Genomic DNA, 23,653 nt, shown 5'->3' with positions numbered 1-23,653 from the left:
AAACACGAACGTTAGGTAAATAGTCTTATTTAAACGTTGGTGTTTTTCTTTTTTCTACTCATTTATTCCTACAACAAAAAAACGACTACTAATGACAAAAGTAGTCGTTTTTTAGGTATCAAATTTTTTTGATAGATACAAGTGCGTGATTCAACTTAGTTTGCTTATTAACCAACTAGGTCTTCGTACGTTTTTTTCAATTGATTTTTATCAATTTTTCCAACATGTGTTTTTGGGATATTCTCTATAAAAATAAACTCCTTTGGAACCTTATAATGACCAATTTTTGTTTTGCAGAATTCGATTAGTTCAGCCTTTGAAATCTGTTGTTCTGGCATTAATGAGACTATGGCAATCACCATCTCTCCCCACTTTTGATGTGGTACACCAATGACAGCAACTTCATTAATTGCGGGATGTTTGCTGATGCATTGTTCAACCTCTAAAGGGTATACATTTTCTCCACCGGTAATAATCATTTCTTTCTTTCGCCCAACGATGTAATGATAGCCTTGCTCGTCACTTCTCGCTAAGTCACCGGTATGTAACCATCCATCACGGAATGCTTCCTTCGTTGCATCCGGATTATTCCAGTAGTGATGGAATAGATGTTTTCCGCGAATTAAAAGTTCTCCAACTTCTCCTGCCTTCGCTACGTTACCTTCAGAAGTAATGATTTTCACATCATTATAAAACATCGCTTTCCCAACTGATCCCCTACGAAATCTTGAAATCTTTGGATCAATAAAGAAATTATTTGGACCTGCCTCGGTTAAGCCATAACCTTCTTTAAAAGATAATCCCTTTTCTTCAAAAGCCTGATAAATGTCGAGTGGACATGGTGCCCCTCCCGATAAAAAGGTGTGCATCGTTGGAAAGCTTACATCCTTGAATGATGGAGTGTTAACCATCATGTGGTACATCGTTGGCACAAGTAAGACGACTGTACATCCTTCTTGATTAATTATGTCAATCGCTCGTTTAGGTTCAAAGTTATTGGCGATAACGACCTTTCCTCCCATCATCAAAATGGGAATTGATAACGCATTAAGTCCTCCCGTATGGAACATAGGCATATAGGTTAATGTTACATCTTCAGCAGTCAAATTCCAGCTTATAATTGTATTTAATCCATTCCACATGATTGATTGGTGGGAAAGGACTACTCCCTTTGGTTTACCTGTTGTTCCACCTGTATAAATGATTGCTAAAGGATCATCTTCATGTATGAATACCGCTGGTTCGTAGGCATTATTTGAGGCATATGTCATTTGACGGTAATCTTCTGAATCAATCTTAACAATTTCCAAGGTTGATTTTTCTTTAATCAACTCATCAAATTGACTTGATAATGCAACAAGCTTAGGTGACGAGTTCGATAGTATATACTTTATTTCTTCACTTGATAAACGCCAATTTAACGGTACAAAAATAGCACCAATTTTCCCACAGGCAAAAAGCAAATCAAAATAACTGACATCATTTGGAGATAAAAGTGCAACCCGATCTCCTTTTTTTATGCCCATCTTACGAATATATGAAGCAATATTTTCCGCACGTTTATTTAACTCTTCAAAGGTAAAGCGTTTGCCCGTTTCTCCGTCAACAACAGCTATTGACTCAGGTGATAGTCGAGCCCGATTTGCGATCCAATCCAGTTCCCACCTCACAACTATCTCTCCTTACATCTTTGTTCTAACATAACTATAGTAGATTGGAGTTACATGGAAGTTACATGGAGAGTGTGTGGAATGAAAAATGTTGCTGAACTGTAGTCGAGTGTTACTAACATCGTAATATATGGATAAGGCAGGGACGCTTAACGGGATAGTGAGCTTGCATTTTCCTAATTTCTGGATAATGCGAGGACGTTACACCGCTTTTTTGGCTTGCATTCGCCTAATTTTTGGATACCACGAGGACGTTACACCGCTACTAGCTTGCACTAGATATCAAATAAATCTTATAAGCCACCTTCTCTCCAATTTCTAGATAACCCAAATACTTCAGATCCAGGTGAAAGCTTCCCCCTAAACAACAAAAAAGGAACTGAATAATCAGTCCCCAGCCCAATACAATTTACATCATAATACCACCATCCACATGGATGGCTGTTCCATTCACATAATCCGATTCATCAGACGATAAATATAGATAGGCATTCGCGATGTCTGACGGTTTTCCAAGTCTCTGAAGAGGAATCATTTGTTTCATTTGATTGATTACCTTTTCTGGAACTGCTGCAACCATCCCTGTTTCAATAAACCCTGGGACAACAGCATTTACATTAATCCCTTTTCTTCCAAGCTCTTTAGCCCATGTTTTCGTCATACCAACAACAGCTGCTTTAGAAGCTGCATAATTTGTTTGCCCCACATTTCCGTAAACCCCCGTTACAGATGAGGTACTAACAATCTTTCCTTTTCCGTTTGAAATCATATGCGGGACCACCGCCTGGGTGCAATTAAAAACACCCGTTACGTTAACATCGATTACTTTTTGGAAATCCTCCTGAGATAGCTTCGTCAACATAGCATCTCGAGTAATCCCTGCATTATTGATTAAAATATCAATCTTCCCAAAACGCTCCATAACTGCTGAGACCATTAAATCAACACTTTCTCTGTTTGCAACATCAACTTTAAAGAATTCAACATCTGCACCTTGTTCTTTCAATTCCTTTGCTCTCTCAGCCCCGGTTGTGTCATAGTCTGCTAGTGCAACTTTTGCACCTTCTCTCACGAAAGTTATAGCCGCTTCTAGACCCAACCCGTTTGCCGCACCTGTAATGACTGCTACCTTATCTATCAATCTCATTTTGCAGGCTCCTTCTGTTTCATAAATTTCTCTATTTCATGCAGCAATAATTCTAGATTGTCAATCAAAGGGGAGTGTCCACAATCTTCTAGTTCAACAAATGTGGCATTATCTCCTAAATCCATCATAATTTCTTTTGCCATATTCTCTGTTATTACGTAATCTCGATCTCCACGCAATACTAAAACTGGAATTTTAATGGCGTCAACCAGCCCTGACCCTGCGGTTAAACCGTTGTGATGATGACTTATATTGAATGTATTTAAAGAATAGTAGACTTCTGCTAGATTTCGTTGTGTCATCATATCTTCGAGGTAATCATCATAATGACTTTCTTCTGGTTGGTTTTTCGTGTAAATAGCAGCATTCCAAATGGCTTTTAACGTATCCTTATCTCGTTTGTTGTAGGCTGTTTGGATTGGAATTGTTCGAGCTAGATCTTTGTGAATGTCACTCATTGTCTTTAAGCGATTTGAAAAATCCATCTGACCGTCAGCACCTAACCCAAAAAACGGATATCCTCTCGTTGAGGCCGATGCAAGTAAAATTAGTTTTGAGCAAAGTCCAGGATAATCCGCCACGAACTGCATTCCAACAGCACCACCCGTTGACCAACCAGCAATAGTAAAATCGGATAGTCCAAGTTCATTAACAAATAATTTAATATCATCAGAAAAGTCCTTTATAGAACTTACAGGCTTATGATAGGTAGAAATTCCAAAGCCTCTCATATCAACCGCATAGACCTTGTAATCGCTGTCAATACGGTCAATAACAACGTCCCAATGCTTGGATGAGGACATGTTTCCGTGAATAAGGAGTATGATTTTATCTCCACCCTCACGTTCGCGGTAACCCAGCGTTTCTCCATTTGCTAGTTTGACAGATTTTTGTTCAACTGCAGCCATCAACAATCCCCCCATTTAATTACGGTAGCACCCCACGCATAACCTATACCGGCACTCACTAATACCACAAGATCCCCTTCTTTTATTTTACCGCTTTTTTCCGCTAATTCCATAGAAAGTATTTGGTCCATTTGACCAATATGGCCATATTCATTTAGATAGATTGACTGCTCTTGAGAAAGGCCTAACTCCTTTAATACATAATCATGTGCTGATTTTTTCATATGAAGAATAGCTAAATAATCAATGTCAGATTCTGAATAACCACTTCTTTTTACTGCTGCTCGAATCACCTTTAGAAAGGTTTGCATCGACTTTTCTTCAAGTCGCAGTTTCATCCCTTCCGGATCAAGAACATCTAGCATATTTAATTTGTTTTCTATCGCTTCCTTTGTGATTGGATTCTTCGTACCCCCGGCTACTACAACAACGTCTTCTGAAAACGCCCCGTCTGTAATAATATCGCTTTCGAGAATATGATTTTTATTAACCTCTTTTTGTAAAAGGATAGCTCCCCCACCCGCTCCAAGATTATACATAAACCGTGTTCTAGGATTCTCATAATCGATAAAATCTACATTTCGATATCCACCCGCAAGTAATACTGTTTTTATAGAGTCATCGGAACTCATCATGGCCTTTGCAACCTTCAAAGCCATAATTGTTGTTCCACAACGCATCGCAACATCAAAGCCCCATGCATTTGTCGCACCTAATGCCTGTTGCATTTTAATGGCAGCTGTCCATATGGGATATTCTTTATGCTCTTCTCCAATATAAATAATTAAATCAATTTCAAGTGGGTCTACATTCGCTTTTCGAATTGCCTTTCTTGCAGCTTTAATCCCCATCTCACATGTATGGTCTTCTGGTCCAGGTATTGGCTTTCTCAGAATCCCTAGCTTTTTTTCGATGATGTCCTTGGGTATCCCACTCTCTATTGAGATGTCCTCTGCAGTAAGAAAGTTTTTAGGAATGTATACACCAGTACTTAAAATTCCAACTGATTGCAAAATAAGTTCACTCCTCTATTACACGCTTCATAAACTGAACAGCATCATCTAAATCAGCCACCACAATTTCATTTTCTCCTTGAACATGACTTACTTTAATTCTCCAATGCTTTTTCATTGTCCCGTTATCAACATCAATAAGGGAACAGCGGACAACGAATGAGGTAATGATTTGATTGTCATTCATGGCCTTCGCTCCTTAGCCTGCTATTTTTTCATTATCGTCTTTTACTACCTTTTTCGTCCCTTTTCTTTTACTCAACCATGTCTTAACTGTTCCGACGATCCCCATCGGAAAGAACATAACAGCTAATATATATAAAATCCCAAAGAAAATCATCCAACGTTCAAAAATCCAGTGAACCTTCGCAAGCCCCGTTAACCAATGGTGAGCAAATTCTATAAGCCCGGCACCTATGATTGCGCCTACTAGCGTACCTACTCCTCCAATAATTGTCATGAGAAGCGCATCTAAAGTTACATCAAGTGCAAATACAGATGTGTTAACAAATCGAAGTGTTAGTACATACATGGAACCTGATAGACTCGCGATAACCCCAGCTACGATACTTGCAATTATTTTATAATGAATCACATTATAGCCCAGTGATTCTGTTCGAGGTTCATTTTCACGGATTGCCTGAAGTACCCTACCAAGTGGTGATTCTGTAAATCTTTTTAATAGCAGAAAAACAACAATCATAAGACTGAGTGTAATGAAATACAAAGTCATTCGGTCTTTCAGAACATCTGGGATGCGAAACGTAAATCCGTCATTTCCAGCTGTTAATGATCGCCATTTCTCAGCAGCTACTAAAAACAATCCTGAGAATGCAAGTGTAAGCATGGCATAAAAGTGACTCTTTAATCGTAATGAAAGCAAACCAACTATATAACTTAATAAGGCAGCTAGAACCATCCCAATTAGAATGGAGAGAATAAAGACCGTCAATGTTGGCTCAAACCTTTTTAATAAAATACCTGTCGTATATGCTCCTATTCCGAAAAACATGGCATGCCCAAATGAAACAATTCCTGTAAAACCAAGTAAGATATCATAACTCATTGCAAACACAGCAAAAATAAAAATTTGTGTAAACAAGATTAATATACTTCTAGTGTCATTGATAAATGGATAGCAAATCAGGAACACAGCTGCCGCAATGTATACAATATTGGCATTAGTAGATCTAGTAATAAGCCTCATTTCTTCACCCCTTTGCTCCAAATAAGCCCTGTGGTCTAAAAATTAATACAACTGCCATCAGTAGCATATTAACTGCTAATGATAATTCGGGGACATAGTATGCCATATAGGAGCCTGATAACCCTACTAATATTGCTGCAAACAAGGAACCTGTAATATTCCCCATTCCACCTATGACAACTACGATAAAAGCGAGAATGGCAAATTCCATACCCATCTCTGCATAAATCTGCCCTGAATAGGGTCCAAGTAGGACACCACCAAGAGCTGCCATTGCGGCACCGACCATAAAAACGAGCATAAAAATCTTTTTAATATTTATCCCAAGTGATTGGACCATTTCCTTATTAATTACCCCCGCACGAACGATTAATCCTATCTTTGTATTTTTCAAGATATAGTAAATTAAAAAGAAAACGAGGAAACCTATTAAAATAATAAATAGCCGATATTTAATAAGAATAATGCCTCCAAACTCCCAACTCCCACTTAAATATTCCGGTGTTCTGGCACTTAATTGATTAGGTCCCCAAACAACCTTTAGCATTTCAGATAGAACGATCATTACCCCTAGCGTAATTAAAATCTGCTGGATGTGATTTCCGTACACTGGGGTGATAATAAACTTTTCCATTAATAAGCCCAGGACTAGACCTGTAATAAGTGCAGTTATGATTCCAACTAGAAAACTACCAGTCTGACCGTATGACCATACACCTGCATAAGCCCCCCAAGCAAATAAGCCTCCATGAGCAAAATTTAGAACATCCATTAGGCCAAAGATTAACGTTAATCCCGCTGCAAGTAGGAAAATTAACATACCTGTAGCAAGTCCATTAACTGTTAAATTTATAATCGCTTCCACAAATTCCCCTCCTCTATCTACAACACTATTAGGCAATTCCTAAATATTGTTTTCGGAGTTGTTCATTTTCCTTTAACTCCTGCATTTCTCCACGATGTACCATTCTCCCATCATCAATAATGAAAAAGCGATCCCCAATTGTACTAGCCATGATAAAGTTTTGTTCAACCAAAACAATTGTTGTCTTAGACTTCATCTCTTGAATCGATTCCATAACTTTTTCAACGATAATAGGAGCTAACCCCTTACTAGGTTCATCAATTAGTAAAAGATCATTGTTATTCACATACGCTCTTGCGATGGAGAGCATTTGCTTTTGACCACCGCTAAGATTACCTCCTTTTCTCTTCCAAAACTGTTTTAAATCTGGAAACAGGTTTAAAATGTATTCCAAACGTTCCTTGGTTTCCTCATTTTCTCTTTTAATTGCAACTTTCATATTTTCTTCTACAGTCAGTTCACCAAAAATTCCTTGGTCCTCTGGAACATAACCTATCCCTTTGCCTGCAATATCATAGGTAGCTAAACCAGCAATGTTTTCCCCATTAAATTCGATACTACCTTTTGTTGGAGGATTGAGGCCCATAATGGACCTTAATGTAGTTGTCTTTCCTGCCCCGTTTCTACCTAATAGAACAGTAACCTCTCCTTTTTGAGCCTCAAATGAAACACCTTGTAAAATATGAAACTGGTCAATAAACGTTTCAATTCCTTCCACTTTAAGATGTAGTGTCATCGTACAGACCCCCTAAATAAGCAGATTGAACCGTCTCATTGTTCATAATTTCTTCAGGTGTTCCATCTGCCAGTAATCTTCCATTAAATAAAACCATCACACTATCTGATAGGTCGAGAATCATATCCATTTTGTGTTCAATTAAAATGATAGTTCGATTCCCTTCCGCTTTTATCTTTTTTATAACTTCAAGAATTGCAGGGACCTCCTCTAGCGACATTCCAGCTGTTGGTTCATCAAGTAGTAAAACCTCTGTCTCTAAAGCTAGAAGCATTGCAATTTCTAACTTTCGTTTTTCACCATGTGCTAAATTTTTAGCGATGGCATCTGCTTTATTATCAAGAAGAACAAGCGATAAAATCTGTAACGCCTTTTCTTCGAATTGTCGATATTTACGGAAATGCTTAAACATCTGGTAACGAACACCAGATACCGATTGAACTGCTAACCTAACGTTTTCTAGAACTGTTAGATTAGGGAAAACATTTGTAATTTGGAAGGAGCGACCAATCCCCTTTCGAGTACGAGCAGTTGGAGACAACTTTGTAATGTCTTCACCCTTTAAAAAAACGTTGCCATGAGTCGGTGATAATTGACCACTTAACAAATTAAAGAAAGTCGTTTTACCCGCTCCATTTGGTCCAATGATTGATTTGAAGTGGTCCTGTGGAACCGTAAAGTTCACCTTATCAACAGCAACATGACCTCCAAAAGCTATCGTTAGATCTTTCGTCTCGATAATATTCTTCACTTACTTTCACCTCTTTTTTCTAAAAGGAAACTTCGGTAGAGAAAGTACTACCGAAGTTCTTTGTTTGAATTTAATTACGAATTGGTGGCGCTGTCTCCTCAGGACTTAACTCTCTCATTAAGACTGGAACAGGATAATCCACACCATCAACCTCTTCTAGTCGAATCGCATATAACGTTTGAAGTGCTTGATGGTCTTCTTCACGGAAAGTCATTTGGCCTTTAGGGGTATCAAAACTCATCCCCTCCATTGCTTCGATTAGTTTATCTGCATCAGTATCGCCTTCAGTCTTTTTTATCGCTTCGACAATGGCTAATGCAGCAGTCATTCCACCAGGAGTAAATAGGTCTGGCACCTCTCCATTAAACTTTTCTTTATGCTTTTCAACTAACCAATCGTTCAAATCATTTTCTGGAAGACCATGATAATATACTGTGAATCCTTCCATTCCAATTAATGCATTCATTGTTGCTAGCGCTGGGATATCCGGAGCACCAGTTGATATTTTGATGCCATTTTCTTGTACTTTCATATCCGCAATCTGGTTCCACGGCGAGTTTGCTCCCGCCCACACAACAAATAAATAATCAGGCTTTGCTTCAATAATCTTTTGAATATTAGATGTAAAGTCTGTTGCAGAAGGATCTGCATACTCTTCGTGAATAATATCAGCTCCTAAGTTCTCCGCTGCTTCCTTAAAGGCTGCAACTCCGTCACGTCCGAATGCATAGTCAGGTGCAAGTGTTGCAATTTTTACCCCTTCTTTTGCAATTGCAGCTGCTCCAGCAACCGCATCTTGTGAAGAGTTACGGGCTGTTCTGAATATATACTTGTTCCAATCTGCACCTGTAATACTATCGGCTGCAGCTGGCTCAACAATCATAATTTTTTCATACTCCTCTGCTAGAGGAAGTACTGCTAAAGTATCAGCTGAGCTTGATGAGCCTACTAAAAAATCAACTCCGTCTTCCTCAATTAACTTTGTTGCCTTTTGTATGGCAACCTCTGGTTTAGTCTCTGTATCTTCTATGAAAAATTGAATTTCTTGACCGTTCACTTCCATTGTTCCGTCTGTTGCATATTCAAGACCTAGTTCAAATCCTTGTGTTGTTTGCTTTCCATAGGACTCAAGACCTCCACTTAATGAAGCAAGTACGCCAATTTTAATTGGTTCCTTTTTTTCTTCACTTGAACCATCGGATCCTGGACTCCCCTCTTCTTTTGTATTAGAAGAGTCTGAGTTACAAGCAGCTGCAACAACCATAAGCATGGTCAGCAAGCTTAGAAAAAGCATTTTTCGAAATGAGATTCTTTTCAATTTCCCTTCCCCCTTTTTTCGTTGAAACTATAAAACCTTTGCATTCATCGTACTTGAGGGCAGTTACAACTGAGTTACACGAAGATATTGATTATGTACTTGAGGTTATGGTACATCATTATTTCTTTTTAAAATCTTCTACTTCACTTTATGCCTGTCCAACCTTAAATATATTTAAAAGGCTGGAACTACAATTTTCTGTAGCTCCAGCCTCTGGAATTTTAATTTTATTTTGATGATTGAAGAACCATTTCGTACACTTGCTTGGTTGGTTGCATCGGAGTAACCCCTAGCTCATCCTCCAATGCAGATACACATTTTTTGTACCACTTTATTGCTTGGGGACGGTTGTTTTTATGGTAATAACAGAACATCAACAAGCGATATGCCTCTTCCCATGTCCGATCTTTTGTAAGGATTTGTTCACACCAAAAGATGGCTTCATCAAATTCCTCCGTTTGAACAAATGCTTGTGCAATACGCTCTGCACCTCGTAAAAATAATACCTGTAGTCGTTCCCGTTCACTAAGACACCAGTCTTCATATTTTCGGTTAGGTAAATAATCACCTTCATAGAATGCTAGAGCCTGCTTTAAAAATTTAATAATTTGCTCAGTAGACTTTTCGTGCAAGCCAGCATGAATCCATTCTTCAAATTCAATTATATCAAGCTGATAGCCAGCTTGCTTATTCAACCCATAAGATGACCCAATACGCTTAATAAAAAACGGTGTCGATCTAGCCACACGATTTGGTTCCAACACATTGTTTAATGCATTTAAGGCAACCTTAAAATCTCGCGCCGCTGCTAACTCGCTATGTTCAGGCCAAAGGCACGCAAAAATTTCTTCACGAGCTACCATTGTGTTCCGCATTGTGACAAAAAGCTCAAGTAATTCTTTTGCCTTGCCACGTTGCCAATCAGATTCTTCTATTTCTTGATTTCCCAACCACACTTGAAATCCACCTAACGACTTAATTCGTAAAGTGTATCCAGGATGCGAGGTAATATTCGAATAGCCCAAAGCATTTAGCAGCTGATTTACATATGGAAGATGAATACCTTCCTTTTGTGCTTCTAGTAATAGAGGAACAACATTATATAAGTCTAGCGGACCAAAGGCGGTTCGCTTTGTTAGGATAAAATCATAACCTCCAACCTGCATTTTCTTTAAAAAAATTGTAATAGACTCTATAAATGCATCATGATTCTTCTCGTAATAATATAGAAATGATAACCACAGCTGTGTTAGGACGATACCATATTGATCTCCACAGTTTGTATACAGGGCTTCACATCTTTTAAGATACATATTGGCTTCGTTATATCGTTCATTGTGAACGGCAGACATCCCCATACATAATAAAATCATCGCTGACAGCCATGCATCCTTCACTTTTTCAGTTTCATCCAATGCTTTATTGCCAAATTCAATAGCCCGATCATATAAACCTTTATTTCCATAAAGAAGACATAGCCCCATCAATGGTTCTGCTTTTCCCCTTGAAACGTTTATTTCATCCATAATTTCAAGAGCTGTTTCGTAACATTGGGTTGCTAATGACGTATCATATTTCTCTAGTAATTGGACTGCATGCCCCATACGTATCCACCCGCAGGCTTCAACAAACGGTGCTTGAAATTGTACCCCTTGTTTTATCCCAGCCTCGGCAAGCTCCTTAGCCGCCTGCCCGTTTCCCATAAATGACTCGATTAATGATAACAATAGATCCGTTTCTCGATGAGATTGTTGTAAATGAATGGTCTTTTGATTTTGTTCGGTAACTTTTTTTTGAGATAAAATTCTCTTAGCTTCTACAAGTTTACCAGTCCGTAAATATAATCTTGATTCCAAGTTTCCATCTAAAAGTGGAATATTTAAGTCTTTCCCTCTTTCATACCATTTTTGTGCCTTATTTGCCTGGCCAGCATTTGCAAGGTTTTCAGCCATCAATTGATAGACCCTACTTTTATCCTCACTTGAGGAGGCCACATTTTCTTCAAGCGCTTCAATTGCCTGCAATAAGTAACGCTCGGCTTTGCCAGGCTGAATGGTATCTAGATAGATTCTCGCTTGTCCTTCATAAGCTCTACTTAACCCCTGTAAATCCCTAGCTGATTTAGCTAAATCAATTGTTTTTATGTAACAATCTTCAGCTTCTTTATAGGAGCAACGATATCTCAATGCTTCTCCTTTATAAAGCCATAGGAGATAATAATGGTCCATAAGAGCTTCAGGAATATTCTTAATCCGTTCAAGTACGCCGACAAGCTGACCATTCTGAATCATCTTTTCTCCATAATGATGAAGGATTTCTGCTATTCTCTCAAAATCCTCGGTTGCTTCAAGGTGATAAATCGCTTGATTAAAATCTCCAATTCTCTGATAAAATCTAGCCGTTTGAATATGTAGATTATAAAAATGACGTTCATTAATTGAAAATAGTCGTTGCTCAAGAAACTCTTTAAAAAGAGCATGATAGCGGTACTGTCCTTCACCGATGGAAAGTAAAAAAAGGTTGTGTTCGGAAAGCTCCTTTAACATCTCACTGGAGCCTCTAATCCCTAAAACTTCATCGCACACCTTTCCATTTAATTCTTCAAAAATACAAGTATTTTCTAGAAATTGCTGAATCATTGGGGGCTGTTTCATAAATACTTCCATCGCTAGGAATCGAAATAATTCATCAAGAGATTTCGATTTATTATTGAGAATCGACTCTATTCCACTATCAGATGATAGTTGCTGCCGAATCATCCCAATAGCAATAATCCACCCTTCCGTTAATGAATATATTCTTTCTATATCTTTTTCAGCCATATCCCCTTCGTACAAATCGCTTAAGAGCACTTCTACCTCGTCAAATGAAAACATTAGATCACTCTGCTTAATCTCTTGAAGTTCACCTTTCAAGTTCATAGATGTGAGAAAACCCCAGTTCGGTTTGAGCCTCCCTGAGATGACGAGATTTAAATTTTGGGGAAGATGTTGAATCAACCACGTCATCCATTGATCAATTGCGGATGAATGCTGAATGAGATGGTAGTCATCAATAACGAGCATGACATTTCTCCCAAGTATTGTTATTTCATTTATAAATAAAGAACAAAGGGTTCGTATTTCTTCATCTCGTACATAACGTTCAATATTTTCAACATAAAGCAGGAGCTCCGTTCCGAAACCCTGGAAGTTTTTGCGAATGGCATAAACCATATAAGTTAAAAAAGGGATAATATCATCATCGTTTATTCCAACACTATACCAGCATGAAAAACTCTTTTGATCATGAATGTAGGATGCAAGTGCCGTCGTTTTCCCATAACCTGCTCCCGAATGCAAAATGGTTAGCGGATAGAATGGAATCGTTTTCATTTTTTTCATTAACACAGGTCTTCTTAAAATTGTGTCCTTTACATTCGGTGGCGTTATTTTTGTCTGGAGAACTTCTATTTTGGCACTCATTACATAACCTCCTCTCTTTTGTAATTTTGCTACTATTTTATCATATTGAAACAAAAAAAGAACTCGAATATCGGCTGAGTTCTTCTGAGATGTACTTTATAGTAAATAGATAAGTGCTGCCTTAATCTAAAATTCCCATTTTATCAAACGGCCAGTATTTTATATTTACCTTTCCAACAACCTGTTCCATCTTTATGAACCCAAAATGGCGGCTGTCCCAGCTGTCCAGACGGTTATCCCCTATTACAAATATATGATCTTCAGGCACAATTGATTCCCCTGTTATTTCCTCAAGGGTGAAATCTCCTGTTAATTGACCAACGAATAACGCATCCTTAAAATCCTTCAAATAGGGTTCAGATATACCTTTTCCATTAACATATAGGTTGTCGTCCCTATATTCGATGTGATCACCTGGCAATCCGATTACTCTTTTTACAAAATCCTCATCTTTGTTTTTGTGAAAAACTACAATATCAAAGCGTTCGAGTTCCCCTATTTTGATGCCAATCTTGTTTACCATTAATAGGTTCCCGTCTTCAAGAGTGGGCATCATCGATTCACCTTCGACAATGTAGTTTGTAAAAAAGAAGGTTCGTAAAAACACAACAATAATCAAACTGATACCTATTGATTTTATAAAGGAAAAATTCTGTTTTTTTACATGTTTGGCTTCTTCCATCCCAACTCCCCCTTCGTTTTTAGCTTCTAAGCCTCATCTTCTTTAAGGAGATTTGGCTTTACCTTTAACCATGCCTCTACTCTTTTACCAACAATCCATAGTACAAAAATAATAATTGCTACTATAATGGTTCGTACTGGTTGTTGAATAAGTGCTCGTATATCATAGCCTATGAAACTAATGGTGAATATCATTACTAATTTTCCACATAAAACAGCTAAAACAAATTGTGCTGTACTAACCCTTGATAATCCTGCAACTAAATTAATCGCCGCTGAAGGAGTAAATGGAAAACAAAACAGAAGAAATAATGGGCCAAATCCATGCCGTTCTACCCAGTTAATGAGACCTTTCACTTTTTTGTGGCGACTAACAAACGAGAAGAATCGTTTTTGACCATATTTACGGACTAAGAAAAAGACCAGAAGAGCACCACCAATAGCACCAACCCAGGAGTATAAAAAACCAAGCCAAAGTCCAAACGCATTTGCATTGGCAACAACAAATGCAACTAGTGGTAGAAACGGAAGGAACGCCTCTAACATTGGAAGCAGAATTCCAGGTAACGGACCAAACGAACGGTATTCCCCTAGTAACTCTTCGATATTTTTCAATGTAATTAGTTCTTTTATCATTTCTATATCCATATGTATCCCCTCAGAAAATCAATTCCACCTATGCAGATGCTCAATTTAGTATTACATAATATTGTACACCCATTTGGGCATTACTACCAAAAAAAATACACAAATGATATAGAAAAAGACACTAGTTTGGAACACTAGTGCCTTTCAAACTCTTATCCGAGATATTCCACAAACCAACCTTTAATATGATTTAGTCGTGATACTCTAAGCTTAGGATTCCCACTTCTTGATAATTCATGATTAGCACCTGGGAACCGTACAAATTTTGTTGGTTTCTTTTGATGCTTTAATGCCACATAAAATTGTTCCGCTTGTTCGATTGGGCAGCGGAAATCACGCTCACCATGGATGATTAGTAAAGGAGTTTCCACGTTCCCGACGTATTTTAGTGGTGAATGATTCCATAGTTTTTCAGCATCTTCGAGAAGATTCCCTTTTAATTCCCACTCAGTAAAGAAGTAGCCAATATCACTTACTCCATAGAAGCTAAGCCAGTTCGAAATAGAACGTTGTGTAACTGCTGCTTTAAAACGATTTGTATGTCCAACAATCCAATTCGTCATGAATCCACCGTAGCTTCCGCCTGTCACTCCAAGTTTGGTTTCATCAACAAAATCAAAATGACGGACAGCATAATCTGTTGCTGCCATTACATCTAAATAATCTTTACCACCATAATCACCTCGAACAGCATCTACAAATTGCTGTCCATAGCCGTGACTTCCGCGAGGGTTTGTGAAAACAACTGCAAATCCTTTACTTGTTAACACTTGAAACTCATGAAAATAGGTATTGGCATACATAGCATGAGGACCACCATGTACTTCAACAATAGTCGGATACTTTTTACCTTCTTCATAACCGACTGGTTTCATTACCCAACCATTGATTTCCCAGCCATCTGGTGCCTGGAATGTAAATGGTTCTGCATCTGACAATTCAACTTCCTGTAAAAATGACTCATTTACTTTAGTAAGTTGGTTTAATTCACCTGTACTTAAATCCAGATGATATAAATCCCCTGGCTCTGTTGGTTTACTGATCCCAACAACAGCTTTATGATTGTTCACAGTCAAGGCGAATACGTGCTGATTTTCAAATAAGGATGGATACACTTCACCTTCAATCGATCCATAATAAACCCCTGTACTACCATGATTCGATAAAATGAAGTAAAAACTTCTACTATCCTCGTTCCAAATGACACCGGAATTCGATGCTCCTAACTGAAAATCAGCAGCAACACAATCGCCAACATATGCATCTAATTCACTTGTTAAACAAGTGAGTTCAGCACTTTCAACAGTATATAGCCAAACTTTTGGTAAAGTTGCTCCAGCAAATTCTTGTTCATGTCCAATTAATGCAATGAACTTACCATCAGGTGACCATGAAGGGTTACCAAAACTACCTGTGCTAGCAGTTATTTTTTGATACCTTTTATCACTTACTGACATCACATATACATCAGAAATCAGATTGTAATCTGACTCCTCACTGATATCTCCAACGAATGTAATTTGCGTACCATCTGGTGACCAACAGCCAGCAGTGTAATCATACTCCCCAGATGTTAATTGCTCTACTGCACCAGTTGACACATCTATTACAGCAAGATGTTGGTTCTTATTATCTAGAAACCCTGCTGCATCAGATTTATACCGGATTCGTTCGACAACCAAAGGCTCTAGCTTTTTCTCATCCTCATCTTTTTTCTTCTTTTCTTTATCTGAGATGCTTTCATCTGGTCCTAAAGAAGTTACAAACAAAATTTGCTTACCATCTGGTGACCAGATTGGGTTTCGTGCTCCATTCACACAATATGTAAGTTGTTTTGGTTCACCACCATTAGCATTGATACAATAAATTTGCTGTTTCCCAGAGCGATTTGATACAAATGCAATCTTCTTACCATCCGGCGACCAGCGTGGCGATCCGTCCCTGACATCTCCAAATGTCCACTGAGTGATTGTCCCATCTACTGTCCCAACATATAAATGTGAGTTATACTCATGCTTGTCCTTATTAATTTCTGTCTCTACAAATACGAACCTATCTCCGTCTGGAGAAAATTGTGGGTCATTGACTGTTTTTAATTCATATAAATCCTCTGCAGTAATTCCTCGTGTCTTTTTGTACGTCATTCTTCTCCGTCCTTTATTTCAGTATTGGCAAAGTAGTCTTGTGGTATTTTGTACTACTATAAAAGTATTTCGACAACAGAAATAAATTCTCCTTCACCATTCTTGATTCTTCTTAAAAAATATTATATCATATATACAAACATACGTTCTTAAAAGAAGGGATAATGATGACAAGAATACCTGAAGATGATCGTAATATTTTTGAAAAAGCCATCTTCTTACCAATGGTCCTTACGATTCTTAATCGGGATCTATCAGCAATCGAAACCGCTAGCTTTAAGTTAAAAAAACCGTATCTCCATCTAATTGAGCATACAATGAAGATGGTTCAAAAAGATCTCTATACAATCAAACAACAGATGAAAAAGAAAAATATGAAGGTTTATGAAAAACAAAGAGATGAGGCATTTACCTTATTTTCATTCATGTACCGAGGCTATGAAGAGGAGCATAATTATTTTAACCCACGGATCCGAAATGAAGTTCAACAGCTTCTAGAATCCTATTTCGTCCAGAAAAATGTCATTGAGTAGAGATATTGTAATTACAACTATCCTTTATACGACTTCATTTAATTAGTAACTCTAGGTTAACTCTCATTTGTTTGGGGATTTAAGACAAATTTAATGCGTTTTCTGGACTTATCCATTCTATTCGTAACGATGGTCCGCAATTGGGCAGTTCTATGAAGTTGATTTTGGAAGGAGCCTTTCGAAATTTGCAATTGGATGGCTTGCTTATTTGTAAAGATAACAGTCGTACTCTCATATTGGCTAAAGCTACACTCCGAAACATAATTATGTGAGAGCCAAGCGCAATCTAGCTTCGTTGGAGAGGTAGTCGGAAACAAAAAAATTTTATTGGAGGCCTCAACAATAATTGGCGCTTTATGGGTAACTCCCATTATTTCACGAGTCCCTTCTTGTCGGCCCTTAAGTGAGCTTCCAAAATAACGACAGCTCCTGTCTACAATCTCAGTCGGCTTCATGGCTACAATATATTCACCTTCTACTTCGAGTACTCTTGAACAGGTATTCTTACCATCTTCAATAGGGAGTACCGCCATTGTGTCCGGGTTAATTTCATATTCCAGCAAATAATTCGTTTCCTTATTTTCCATTTATTCATCTCCTTAAAATTATTTTAATTTTTAAACTAATGGAAGCATTTTCATATTAGCACTCCTAGGTATTTATAACCAGATAGTTCACAAATGGTTCATAAATTGTTCACAAAAAAAGTGGATTTCTTTTTAAAATGCTCTTAATGAACCAAAAACATTTTCAAAAGAAAACCACCTACAATTTTCAATCTTGCCAATCACTTCTGAGGGTTTGTGTAAACTGTCTCCACATTTTTTTCATGAATTCTCATTTATTTGTCCAATTTCTTTCTCAGCCAAATGGGCGTTAGCTTGTTCTAATGTGGTATGTTCGTCAATTGAATTTCCAGCATAGACCGATTCAGAGAGAAAAGGGTTATTAGTATCTAACGTATTTGACATTCCGAAGACTGGATTTAATGGTGTATTCATTGGCATATCAGATGTTAGTCGTTCATCTTGTTTTTTCATTTTTTTCCACCTCCATTACTATCTTGCTTGTAAAACCAAAATATCATACAAATTTTTCCTATATTCTGCCGATATTATCCCAAAAATATAAATATCCCTTTCTGCAAATGCAACATATTTTAAATGGTTTCTTACGAGCGAAAGAACCCTAGTGAAAATACGCAATTGCATATTCGAAAGTAAGTATTCCAAATAAATTTTAAAAAAAGTCTAAAAATTCAGTTGATTTTATCTACCTTCCTAAATATACTAGTAAAAATGATTTAGGGGTGAGCTTTCATGAAAAAAAGAAAAACCTATTCAGAGATCATGAAGTCACGGGATAAAAATTCAATCAGAGCACCTAGGGAAACGGTATTAGACATATATATTCAAATGATTATCGATGAGAGCCTATTTAAACGAAAAAAAGAACTTTTAGAAAGTAAAGTGAATGAGGCCATTGACTCGAAAAATGAGGGCTTGTTTATGGAAGCATCAGCAGAATACCGCAAACTATATAGTAAGACATTGTAATTATGATGATTTCGTAAAATCACATAAAAACTGACTAACAACTTGTTAGCCAGTTTTTTCACGCGCCTGTTACTTCGTAAATTGAGCTTCTTCAGTAGACCCCTTTAATGCCGTGGTTGAAGATGTTCCTCCTGTAATCACCTGTGCCACTTCATCAAAGTATCCCGTTCCAACCTCACGCTGATGGCGTGTTGCTGTATATCCATATTTTTCACTAGCGAACTCAGCCTGCTGAAGTTCAGAATATGCTCCCATTCCTCTTTCCTTGTATCCTCTTGCTAATTCAAACATGCTGTGGTTTAATGCATGGAATCCAGCTAAAGTAACAAATTGGAATTTGTAACCCATTTTTCCGATTTCCCTTTGGAAATTTTCAATCGTCTCATCATCTAGCTTCTTCTTCCAGTTAAACGATGGAGAACAATTATAAGCCAATAGCTTACCAGGAAATTTTTCATGAATAGCATCTGCAAAACGCTTGGCTTGTTCTAAATCCGGTTCTGATGTTTCACACCAAATCAAGTCTGCATATGGTGCATAAGCTAAACCACGTGCAATTGCTTGGTCAAGTCCAGCTTTTGTTCGGAAAAATCCCTCCGGTGTACGTTCACCCGTTATAAATTGCTGGTCAACGGGATCAATATCACTTGTAATAAGGTCTGCTGCATCTGCATCTGTTCGCGCAACTAGTATTGTCGGAACTCCCATTACATCGGCTGCTAAGCGTGCAGAGATTAAATTTTTCACTGCTGTTTGAGTTGGTAATAATACCTTTCCGCCTAAATGTCCACATTTCTTTTCTGAAGAAAGCTGATCTTCAAAATGTACACCAGCAGCTCCCGCTTCAATCATACCCTTCATTAACTCAAATACATTTAATTGGCCACCAAATCCTGCCTCTGCATCAGCCACAATTGGAGCGAACCAGTCAGTATCTCCTTCACCTTCTAGGTGCTGAATCTGGTCAGCACGTTGTAGCGCTTGGTTAATCCGCTTTACAACACTTGGTACACTGTTTGCTGGATATAGACTTTGGTCAGGGTACATATGACCAGACAAATTCGCGTCTGCAGCTACTTGCCACCCACTTAAATAAATCGCCTTTAAACCGGCTTTCACTTGCTGAACAGCTTGATTACCCGTTAATGCGCCAAGTGCATTGATAAAATCTTCAGTGTTTAGTAGATTCCAAAGCTTTTCAGACCCTCTACGTGCCAATGTGTGCTCAATATCAATTGACCCACGTAAACGAACCACATCCTCAGCACTATAAGGTCTTTCAATCCCCTTCCACCTTGAATCCATTTCCCAGCTTTCTTGTAATTGTTGAATTCTTTCATTTGTCATTTTATATCCTCCTATTTTTTCGGTATTTTATAAGATTTCATATCCAGGTAACGTTAAAAATTCTACAAACTCATCATTTGTTATTAAGTCATCAAATAGTTTAGTAGCTTCTGTAAAGCGGCCTGAAGCAAAGGCTTCATTGCCAATTTCAAGTTTTATTTTTTCAAGTTCTTCTTCCTGAAACCGTTGAACAAGCTCTATTGTAACCTTTCGCCCATCCTCCAAAATTCCTTTCGGATGACGTATCCATTGCCACACTTGGGCTCTAGAGATTTCTGCTGTTGCCGCATCCTCCATAAGATTGTGTATCGGTGCAGCACCATGGCCGCGTAACCAAGATTCAATGTATTGAATACCAACATTGATATTGGTTCGAACCCCTAGCTCAGTAATATTCCCTTCAGGAATTGCGATAAGATCTTCGACAGTCACCTGCACATCCTCTCTTTTTTTATCTATCTGGTTAGGTCCTAGCATAATTGTATTGAAGACCTGTCTTGCAACAGGTACAAGTCCAGGATGAGCAACCCAAGTACCATCATGTCCATTGTTGGCCTCACGTTCTTTGTCCGCACGTACTTTCCCAAAAGCTTCCTCATTTGCTTTAGGATTGTTTTTCACTGGTATTTGGGCGGCCATCCCTCCAATTGCATGGACGTTCCGCTTGTGACAAGTTTTAATGACATGCTGTGAATACGCACTCATAAATGGAGCAGTCATTGTCACAAGAGAACGGTCTGGTAATATCACATTATCCACATTTCGGAATCTCTTTAAATAGCTAAATATATAATCCCATCTGCCACAATTAAGCCCGGCAGAATGTGCTTTTAGTTCATACAAAATTTCATCTACTTCGAAGGTTGCTAGAATCGTTTCAATTAAAACAGTTGCTTTAATCGTTCCTTGAGGAATCTGAAGTTCATTTTGTGCGAAAACGAAAACATCATTCCACAGCCTTGCTTCAAGATGACTCTCCATCTTTGGTAGATAAAAATAGGGTCCGCTTCCGTTTTCTATTAAGCGTTTCGTATTATGATAAAAATAAAGTCCAAAATCTAGTAAACCAGCAGAAATCCTCTTTCCATCAAGTTCAATATGCTTCTCCTCTAAATGCCATCCACGTGGACGAACAACAAGGGTTGCAATTTCATCATTTAGCTTATATAGTTTTCCTTTGGAATTTTCAAACGTGATTGTCCCTCTTACTGCATCTCGTAAATTAATCTGTCCCTCAATTATATTTTTCCAAGTGGGCGAGGTAGCATCCTCGAAATCAGCCATAAAAACTTTTGCACCTGAGTTCAATGCATTTATAATCATCTTTCGATCAACTGGACCTGTAATTTCAACTCGCCGATCCTGCAAATCCTTAGGTATCGGGGCTACAGTCCATTCACCATTGCGAATATGTTCTGTTTCCGATAAGAAAGTGGGCATCTTTCCATTATCAATTTCTTTCTGTCTTTGTTGTCTTTTTTCTAGTAGCTGCTTTCTTCTTTCTCCAAAGTTACGTTCAAGTTTTTCAATGAAGTTTAATGCTTGAGGTGTCAAAACTTCTTCATACTGCTCATACATCTTTCCTTTAATTTGAATGCCTGAGGTTTGTGTAGTCATTTTATTCATTAACACCTTTCTTATATTGTTGTAATACAGATTATTAATTCTAAAAGTATTATATAACACACTTTTCAAAAATGGAACATTTTTCTGTAAATTTTTATATAACAATTATAAATATAGTTTTTCTGTACTATAACAACATTAAAGATAAGGCTGTTTCGCAAACTTAGCTGTTCTTGATACAATTGATTTTATCCAATATCAATAATCATTTAGAAAGGAGAAAATAAGAAAAGCCTCGCTCACAGGTTCGCACTGTAAACAAGGCTTTCGTGATACTACTTATTCTTTTCAAATTCATTTGTATACGTTATTCGTTCGAGCATTGTTGGGTGCCCATATCTGAATACCTTAACTAGGAACGGAGGATTAACTTGACTTAGGCCTGCTCTTGATAGTTTTTGGAACGATGTGACTGCTGCTTGGTTGTCCTCCGTCATTTCTAATGCATACAAGTCCGCAGACTTTTCCTGATGTCTAGAAACAGCGTTTGACACCGGATCTGACACGAAACTTAATACGGAAATTAACAATAGGAACACAGGGAGAACTGCAATATCTTTTACACTTGATATTTTAAACAGATGACCCCATTTTCGAATCATGAAGCTCATCAGTTTACTTATGATGAATAATCCCACAAGAGTTAAAAGCAGGTAACCCGCAATTCCAATATAAATATGCTTCATGACATAATGTCCCATTTCATGAGCCATAATGAATAATATTTCACCTTCATTTAAACGCTGAAGAGTTGTATCCCAAAGCACAATTCGAGAATTTGAGCCAATACCAGTTACATAAGCATTTAATGCATTTGTTTTTTCAGACATATTCACCTCAAATACATGATCTGCAGGGATATCTGCTCGATCTGCAAGTTCCAGTATTTTCGTCTCAAGTTCTTTATCTGTTAATGGGAAAAAGTCATTATAGAGTGGGTCAATAATAACCGGCTGTACGAACATAAGAAACATGGAGAAAGGGATTGAGAGTAGCCATGCATGAAACCACCATCGTTTCTCGTTTCTTCTTATCAACCTGAATAAAACACCCACAATCACAATCATTAATGCGTAATTCACCCAAAAATCAATTAATAAATCCTTCATCCAACCTTGAGTCGATTGAACTGTTATATTATATGTCTTCGAAACATTGTAGCTTATCCATGATAGTGGGAATGATAGTACCTCAACTAACAAGGAGAGCCAAAATAGATAAATCGCCGTTTGCAAAATTGAAAATTTAGCAGATACTTTTGACCAGTCGCGAAATTTTGCAGAAATCCCAATTGCAAGGACCAGTATATAAATCAGCCATTCAAATGGAATTGATATGAAAAACAAGAGATTTCTAATTTGTGAATACTCTTCACTTAATAAAAGCTCGCGTTCATTCATAAATGTCTGCGGGTCCGCTGGACTTCCTTTTAACTGTGTAGGGATGTCCGTATTTGCTCCAAAAAATAAATACCATGCTATAAATAGTCCAAAGACAAGATAAATCCCAAGTGACCATCCGATTACCTTTTTCACTAAGCTGTCCCCCTTCATGTACAACCCCTCTTACTAGTATTTTAGTTAAAAGTAGGGCCAGATAGAACAATGACTTTCAATATAGTCTCATGTCTTCATCATTTTTGACAAGGCAAGCTTAAAAATACCCATTGATTTCTATTTAGGAATTCGTTATTATGAATAAAATATATTTTAAAATTCGATGATGAAGAGAGTAATCCTGATGTAGACCAATAGCGAATTGGGGATGGTGAAAGCCCAGTGTTGAAATCAAGATGAACCGCACTTCTAAGAAGCTCACCTGAAACTATAATGTATGTTCAAAAAGGAGGATGAAAAGGACCAAGAAGTTCGATGCGGCGAAGCTTTGAGTACCGGTGCGTATGTAATCAATACGTGAGGAACGGAAAAGCGAGCCAACGAAGAAATTCGATGTGTCATTTTCACCGGACTTTTGGAACATCCTCTAGTAGGGTGTGCCGGGTGAAACCGTTATTTATTAAGTCAGGTTCATCATGAACA

General features: G+C 37.8%; 21 protein-coding genes and 1 other annotated feature (1 of these 22 cut by a window edge). Of the genes, 2 read left to right on the top strand and 19 right to left on the bottom strand.

Features of this window, described 5'->3' with window-relative positions; genetic code table 11:
- Positions 1-167: 167 nt before the first annotated feature.
- The 14 genes from CZ490_RS01450 to CZ490_RS01385 all read right to left on the bottom strand — a co-directional run bounded on the left by CZ490_RS01450 (position 168) and on the right by CZ490_RS01385 (position 16,552).
- The gene (locus tag CZ490_RS01450) at positions 168-1,670 is read right to left on the bottom strand and encodes an acyl-CoA synthetase (protein WP_077617211.1); all 1,503 of its coding nucleotides are present in this window, start codon (positions 1,668-1,670) and stop codon (positions 168-170) included.
- A gap of 409 nt (positions 1,671-2,079) precedes the next feature.
- Complete coding sequence (gene fabG, locus CZ490_RS01445; RefSeq protein ID WP_077617210.1) at positions 2,080-2,817, bottom strand: 3-oxoacyl-ACP reductase FabG; 738 nt, start codon at positions 2,815-2,817, stop codon at positions 2,080-2,082.
- A complete protein-coding gene (phaZ, locus tag CZ490_RS01440; protein ID WP_077617209.1) occupies positions 2,814-3,725 on the bottom strand; it encodes an intracellular short-chain-length polyhydroxyalkanoate depolymerase in 912 nt (303 codons plus the stop codon). The genes fabG and phaZ overlap by 4 nt, the downstream gene beginning before the upstream one ends.
- Positions 3,725-4,741: a 3-oxoacyl-ACP synthase gene (locus CZ490_RS01435; protein ID WP_407639799.1), complete on the bottom strand. Its 1,017-nt coding sequence runs from the start codon at positions 4,739-4,741 to the stop codon at positions 3,725-3,727. Before CZ490_RS01435 ends, phaZ begins: the two co-directional genes overlap by 1 nt.
- A gap of 4 nt (positions 4,742-4,745) precedes the next feature.
- Positions 4,746-4,925 carry a hypothetical protein gene (locus tag CZ490_RS01430; protein ID WP_077617207.1) on the bottom strand — a complete coding sequence of 60 codons (180 nt, stop codon included), beginning with the start codon at positions 4,923-4,925 and terminating at the stop codon, positions 4,746-4,748.
- A 12-nt stretch (positions 4,926-4,937) separates the two neighbouring features.
- Positions 4,938-5,945: a branched-chain amino acid ABC transporter permease gene (locus CZ490_RS01425; RefSeq protein WP_077617206.1), complete on the bottom strand. Its 1,008-nt coding sequence runs from the start codon at positions 5,943-5,945 to the stop codon at positions 4,938-4,940.
- A gap of 4 nt (positions 5,946-5,949) precedes the next feature.
- Positions 5,950-6,810, bottom strand: coding sequence for a branched-chain amino acid ABC transporter permease (locus CZ490_RS01420; RefSeq protein WP_077617205.1), 861 nt, complete (start codon positions 6,808-6,810; stop codon positions 5,950-5,952).
- 28 nt (positions 6,811-6,838) lie between these two features.
- Positions 6,839-7,546: an ABC transporter ATP-binding protein gene (locus CZ490_RS01415; RefSeq protein ID WP_077617204.1), complete on the bottom strand. Its 708-nt coding sequence runs from the start codon at positions 7,544-7,546 to the stop codon at positions 6,839-6,841.
- On the bottom strand, positions 7,530-8,297 hold the full coding sequence (locus CZ490_RS01410; protein WP_077617203.1) for an ABC transporter ATP-binding protein: 768 nt from the start codon (positions 8,295-8,297) through the stop codon (positions 7,530-7,532). Before CZ490_RS01410 ends, CZ490_RS01415 begins: the two co-directional genes overlap by 17 nt.
- A 70-nt stretch (positions 8,298-8,367) precedes the next feature.
- The gene (locus CZ490_RS01405; RefSeq protein ID WP_407639798.1) at positions 8,368-9,591 is read right to left on the bottom strand and encodes a substrate-binding domain-containing protein; all 1,224 of its coding nucleotides are present in this window, start codon (positions 9,589-9,591) and stop codon (positions 8,368-8,370) included.
- Between the two features lie 251 nt (positions 9,592-9,842).
- Positions 9,843-13,079, bottom strand: a complete 3,237-nt coding sequence (locus CZ490_RS01400) for an AfsR/SARP family transcriptional regulator (RefSeq protein WP_077617201.1) — start codon at positions 13,077-13,079, stop codon at positions 9,843-9,845.
- Between the two features lie 121 nt (positions 13,080-13,200).
- Positions 13,201-13,761 carry a signal peptidase I gene (lepB, locus tag CZ490_RS01395; RefSeq protein ID WP_077617200.1) on the bottom strand — a complete coding sequence of 187 codons (561 nt, stop codon included), beginning with the start codon at positions 13,759-13,761 and terminating at the stop codon, positions 13,201-13,203.
- Between the two features lie 26 nt (positions 13,762-13,787).
- Positions 13,788-14,408, bottom strand: a complete 621-nt coding sequence (locus CZ490_RS01390) for a TVP38/TMEM64 family protein (RefSeq protein ID WP_077617199.1) — start codon at positions 14,406-14,408, stop codon at positions 13,788-13,790.
- Positions 14,409-14,560: 152 nt separating this feature from the next.
- Positions 14,561-16,552 carry a S9 family peptidase gene (locus CZ490_RS01385; RefSeq protein WP_077617198.1) on the bottom strand — a complete coding sequence of 664 codons (1,992 nt, stop codon included), beginning with the start codon at positions 16,550-16,552 and terminating at the stop codon, positions 14,561-14,563.
- Positions 16,553-16,719: 167 nt separating this feature from the next.
- Here CZ490_RS01385 and CZ490_RS01380 point away from each other — a divergent pair, with 167 nt between their 5' ends.
- Positions 16,720-17,085 carry a YhjD family protein gene (locus CZ490_RS01380; protein WP_077617197.1) on the top strand — a complete coding sequence of 122 codons (366 nt, stop codon included), beginning with the start codon at positions 16,720-16,722 and terminating at the stop codon, positions 17,083-17,085.
- A gap of 56 nt (positions 17,086-17,141) precedes the next feature.
- Here CZ490_RS01380 and CZ490_RS01375 read toward each other — a convergent pair whose 3' ends face one another.
- Complete coding sequence (locus tag CZ490_RS01375) at positions 17,142-17,672, bottom strand: competence protein ComK (RefSeq protein ID WP_077617196.1); 531 nt, start codon at positions 17,670-17,672, stop codon at positions 17,142-17,144.
- A 240-nt stretch (positions 17,673-17,912) separates the two neighbouring features.
- Positions 17,913-18,125: a hypothetical protein gene (locus CZ490_RS01370; RefSeq protein ID WP_077617195.1), complete on the bottom strand. Its 213-nt coding sequence runs from the start codon at positions 18,123-18,125 to the stop codon at positions 17,913-17,915.
- A gap of 279 nt (positions 18,126-18,404) precedes the next feature.
- On the opposite strand from CZ490_RS01370, the gene CZ490_RS01365 reads away from it, so the two are divergent.
- On the top strand, positions 18,405-18,641 hold the full coding sequence (locus CZ490_RS01365; RefSeq protein WP_077617194.1) for an IDEAL domain-containing protein: 237 nt from the start codon (positions 18,405-18,407) through the stop codon (positions 18,639-18,641).
- 69 nt (positions 18,642-18,710) lie between these two features.
- Here the strand turns inward: CZ490_RS01365 and aceA are convergent, their stop codons facing one another.
- The 3 genes from aceA to CZ490_RS01350 all read right to left on the bottom strand — a co-directional run bounded on the left by aceA (position 18,711) and on the right by CZ490_RS01350 (position 23,149).
- Positions 18,711-19,988 carry an isocitrate lyase gene (aceA, locus tag CZ490_RS01360; RefSeq protein WP_077617193.1) on the bottom strand — a complete coding sequence of 426 codons (1,278 nt, stop codon included), beginning with the start codon at positions 19,986-19,988 and terminating at the stop codon, positions 18,711-18,713.
- Positions 19,989-20,015: 27 nt separating this feature from the next.
- Positions 20,016-21,605 (bottom strand): malate synthase A, encoded by a 1,590-nt coding sequence (gene aceB / locus CZ490_RS01355; RefSeq protein ID WP_077617192.1) that lies wholly within the window; start codon positions 21,603-21,605, stop codon positions 20,016-20,018.
- A gap of 284 nt (positions 21,606-21,889) precedes the next feature.
- Positions 21,890-23,149: a M48 family metallopeptidase gene (locus CZ490_RS01350; RefSeq protein ID WP_200801536.1), complete on the bottom strand. Its 1,260-nt coding sequence runs from the start codon at positions 23,147-23,149 to the stop codon at positions 21,890-21,892.
- 175 nt (positions 23,150-23,324) lie between these two features.
- Positions 23,325-23,653, top strand: a binding site (T-box leader); it runs 36 nt beyond the window's last position.

The organism is Litchfieldia sinesaloumensis (assembly GCF_900156865.1).
In the GTDB taxonomy this organism is placed as follows: Bacteria; Bacillota; Bacilli; order Bacillales; family Bacillaceae_L; genus Ferdinandcohnia; species Ferdinandcohnia sinesaloumensis.
This window is presented reverse-complemented; position numbering and strand designations above follow the sequence as displayed.

Coding starts and splice junctions, on each gene's coding strand:
- CZ490_RS01385 (WP_077617198.1), bottom strand. CDS start 16,552: ATGACGTACAAAAAGACACGAGGAATTACTGCAGAGGATTTATATGAA.
- CZ490_RS01400 (WP_077617201.1), bottom strand. CDS start 13,079: ATGAGTGCCAAAATAGAAGTTCTCCAGACAAAAATAACGCCACCGAAT.
- lepB (WP_077617200.1), bottom strand. CDS start 13,761: ATGGAAGAAGCCAAACATGTAAAAAAACAGAATTTTTCCTTTATAAAA.
- phaZ (WP_077617209.1), bottom strand. CDS start 3,725: ATGGCTGCAGTTGAACAAAAATCTGTCAAACTAGCAAATGGAGAAACG.
- CZ490_RS01415 (WP_077617204.1), bottom strand. CDS start 7,546: ATGACACTACATCTTAAAGTGGAAGGAATTGAAACGTTTATTGACCAG.
- CZ490_RS01375 (WP_077617196.1), bottom strand. CDS start 17,672: ATGGAAAATAAGGAAACGAATTATTTGCTGGAATATGAAATTAACCCG.
- aceB (WP_077617192.1), bottom strand. CDS start 21,605: ATGACTACACAAACCTCAGGCATTCAAATTAAAGGAAAGATGTATGAG.
- fabG (WP_077617210.1), bottom strand. CDS start 2,817: ATGAGATTGATAGATAAGGTAGCAGTCATTACAGGTGCGGCAAACGGG.
- CZ490_RS01405 (WP_407639798.1), bottom strand. CDS start 9,591: ATGCTTTTTCTAAGCTTGCTGACCATGCTTATGGTTGTTGCAGCTGCT.
- CZ490_RS01430 (WP_077617207.1), bottom strand. CDS start 4,925: ATGAATGACAATCAAATCATTACCTCATTCGTTGTCCGCTGTTCCCTT.
- CZ490_RS01425 (WP_077617206.1), bottom strand. CDS start 5,945: ATGAGGCTTATTACTAGATCTACTAATGCCAATATTGTATACATTGCG.
- aceA (WP_077617193.1), bottom strand. CDS start 19,988: ATGACAAATGAAAGAATTCAACAATTACAAGAAAGCTGGGAAATGGAT.
- CZ490_RS01370 (WP_077617195.1), bottom strand. CDS start 18,125: ATGAAAAAACAAGATGAACGACTAACATCTGATATGCCAATGAATACA.
- CZ490_RS01380 (WP_077617197.1), top strand. CDS start 16,720: ATGACAAGAATACCTGAAGATGATCGTAATATTTTTGAAAAAGCCATC.
- CZ490_RS01365 (WP_077617194.1), top strand. CDS start 18,405: ATGAAAAAAAGAAAAACCTATTCAGAGATCATGAAGTCACGGGATAAA.
- CZ490_RS01390 (WP_077617199.1), bottom strand. CDS start 14,408: ATGGATATAGAAATGATAAAAGAACTAATTACATTGAAAAATATCGAA.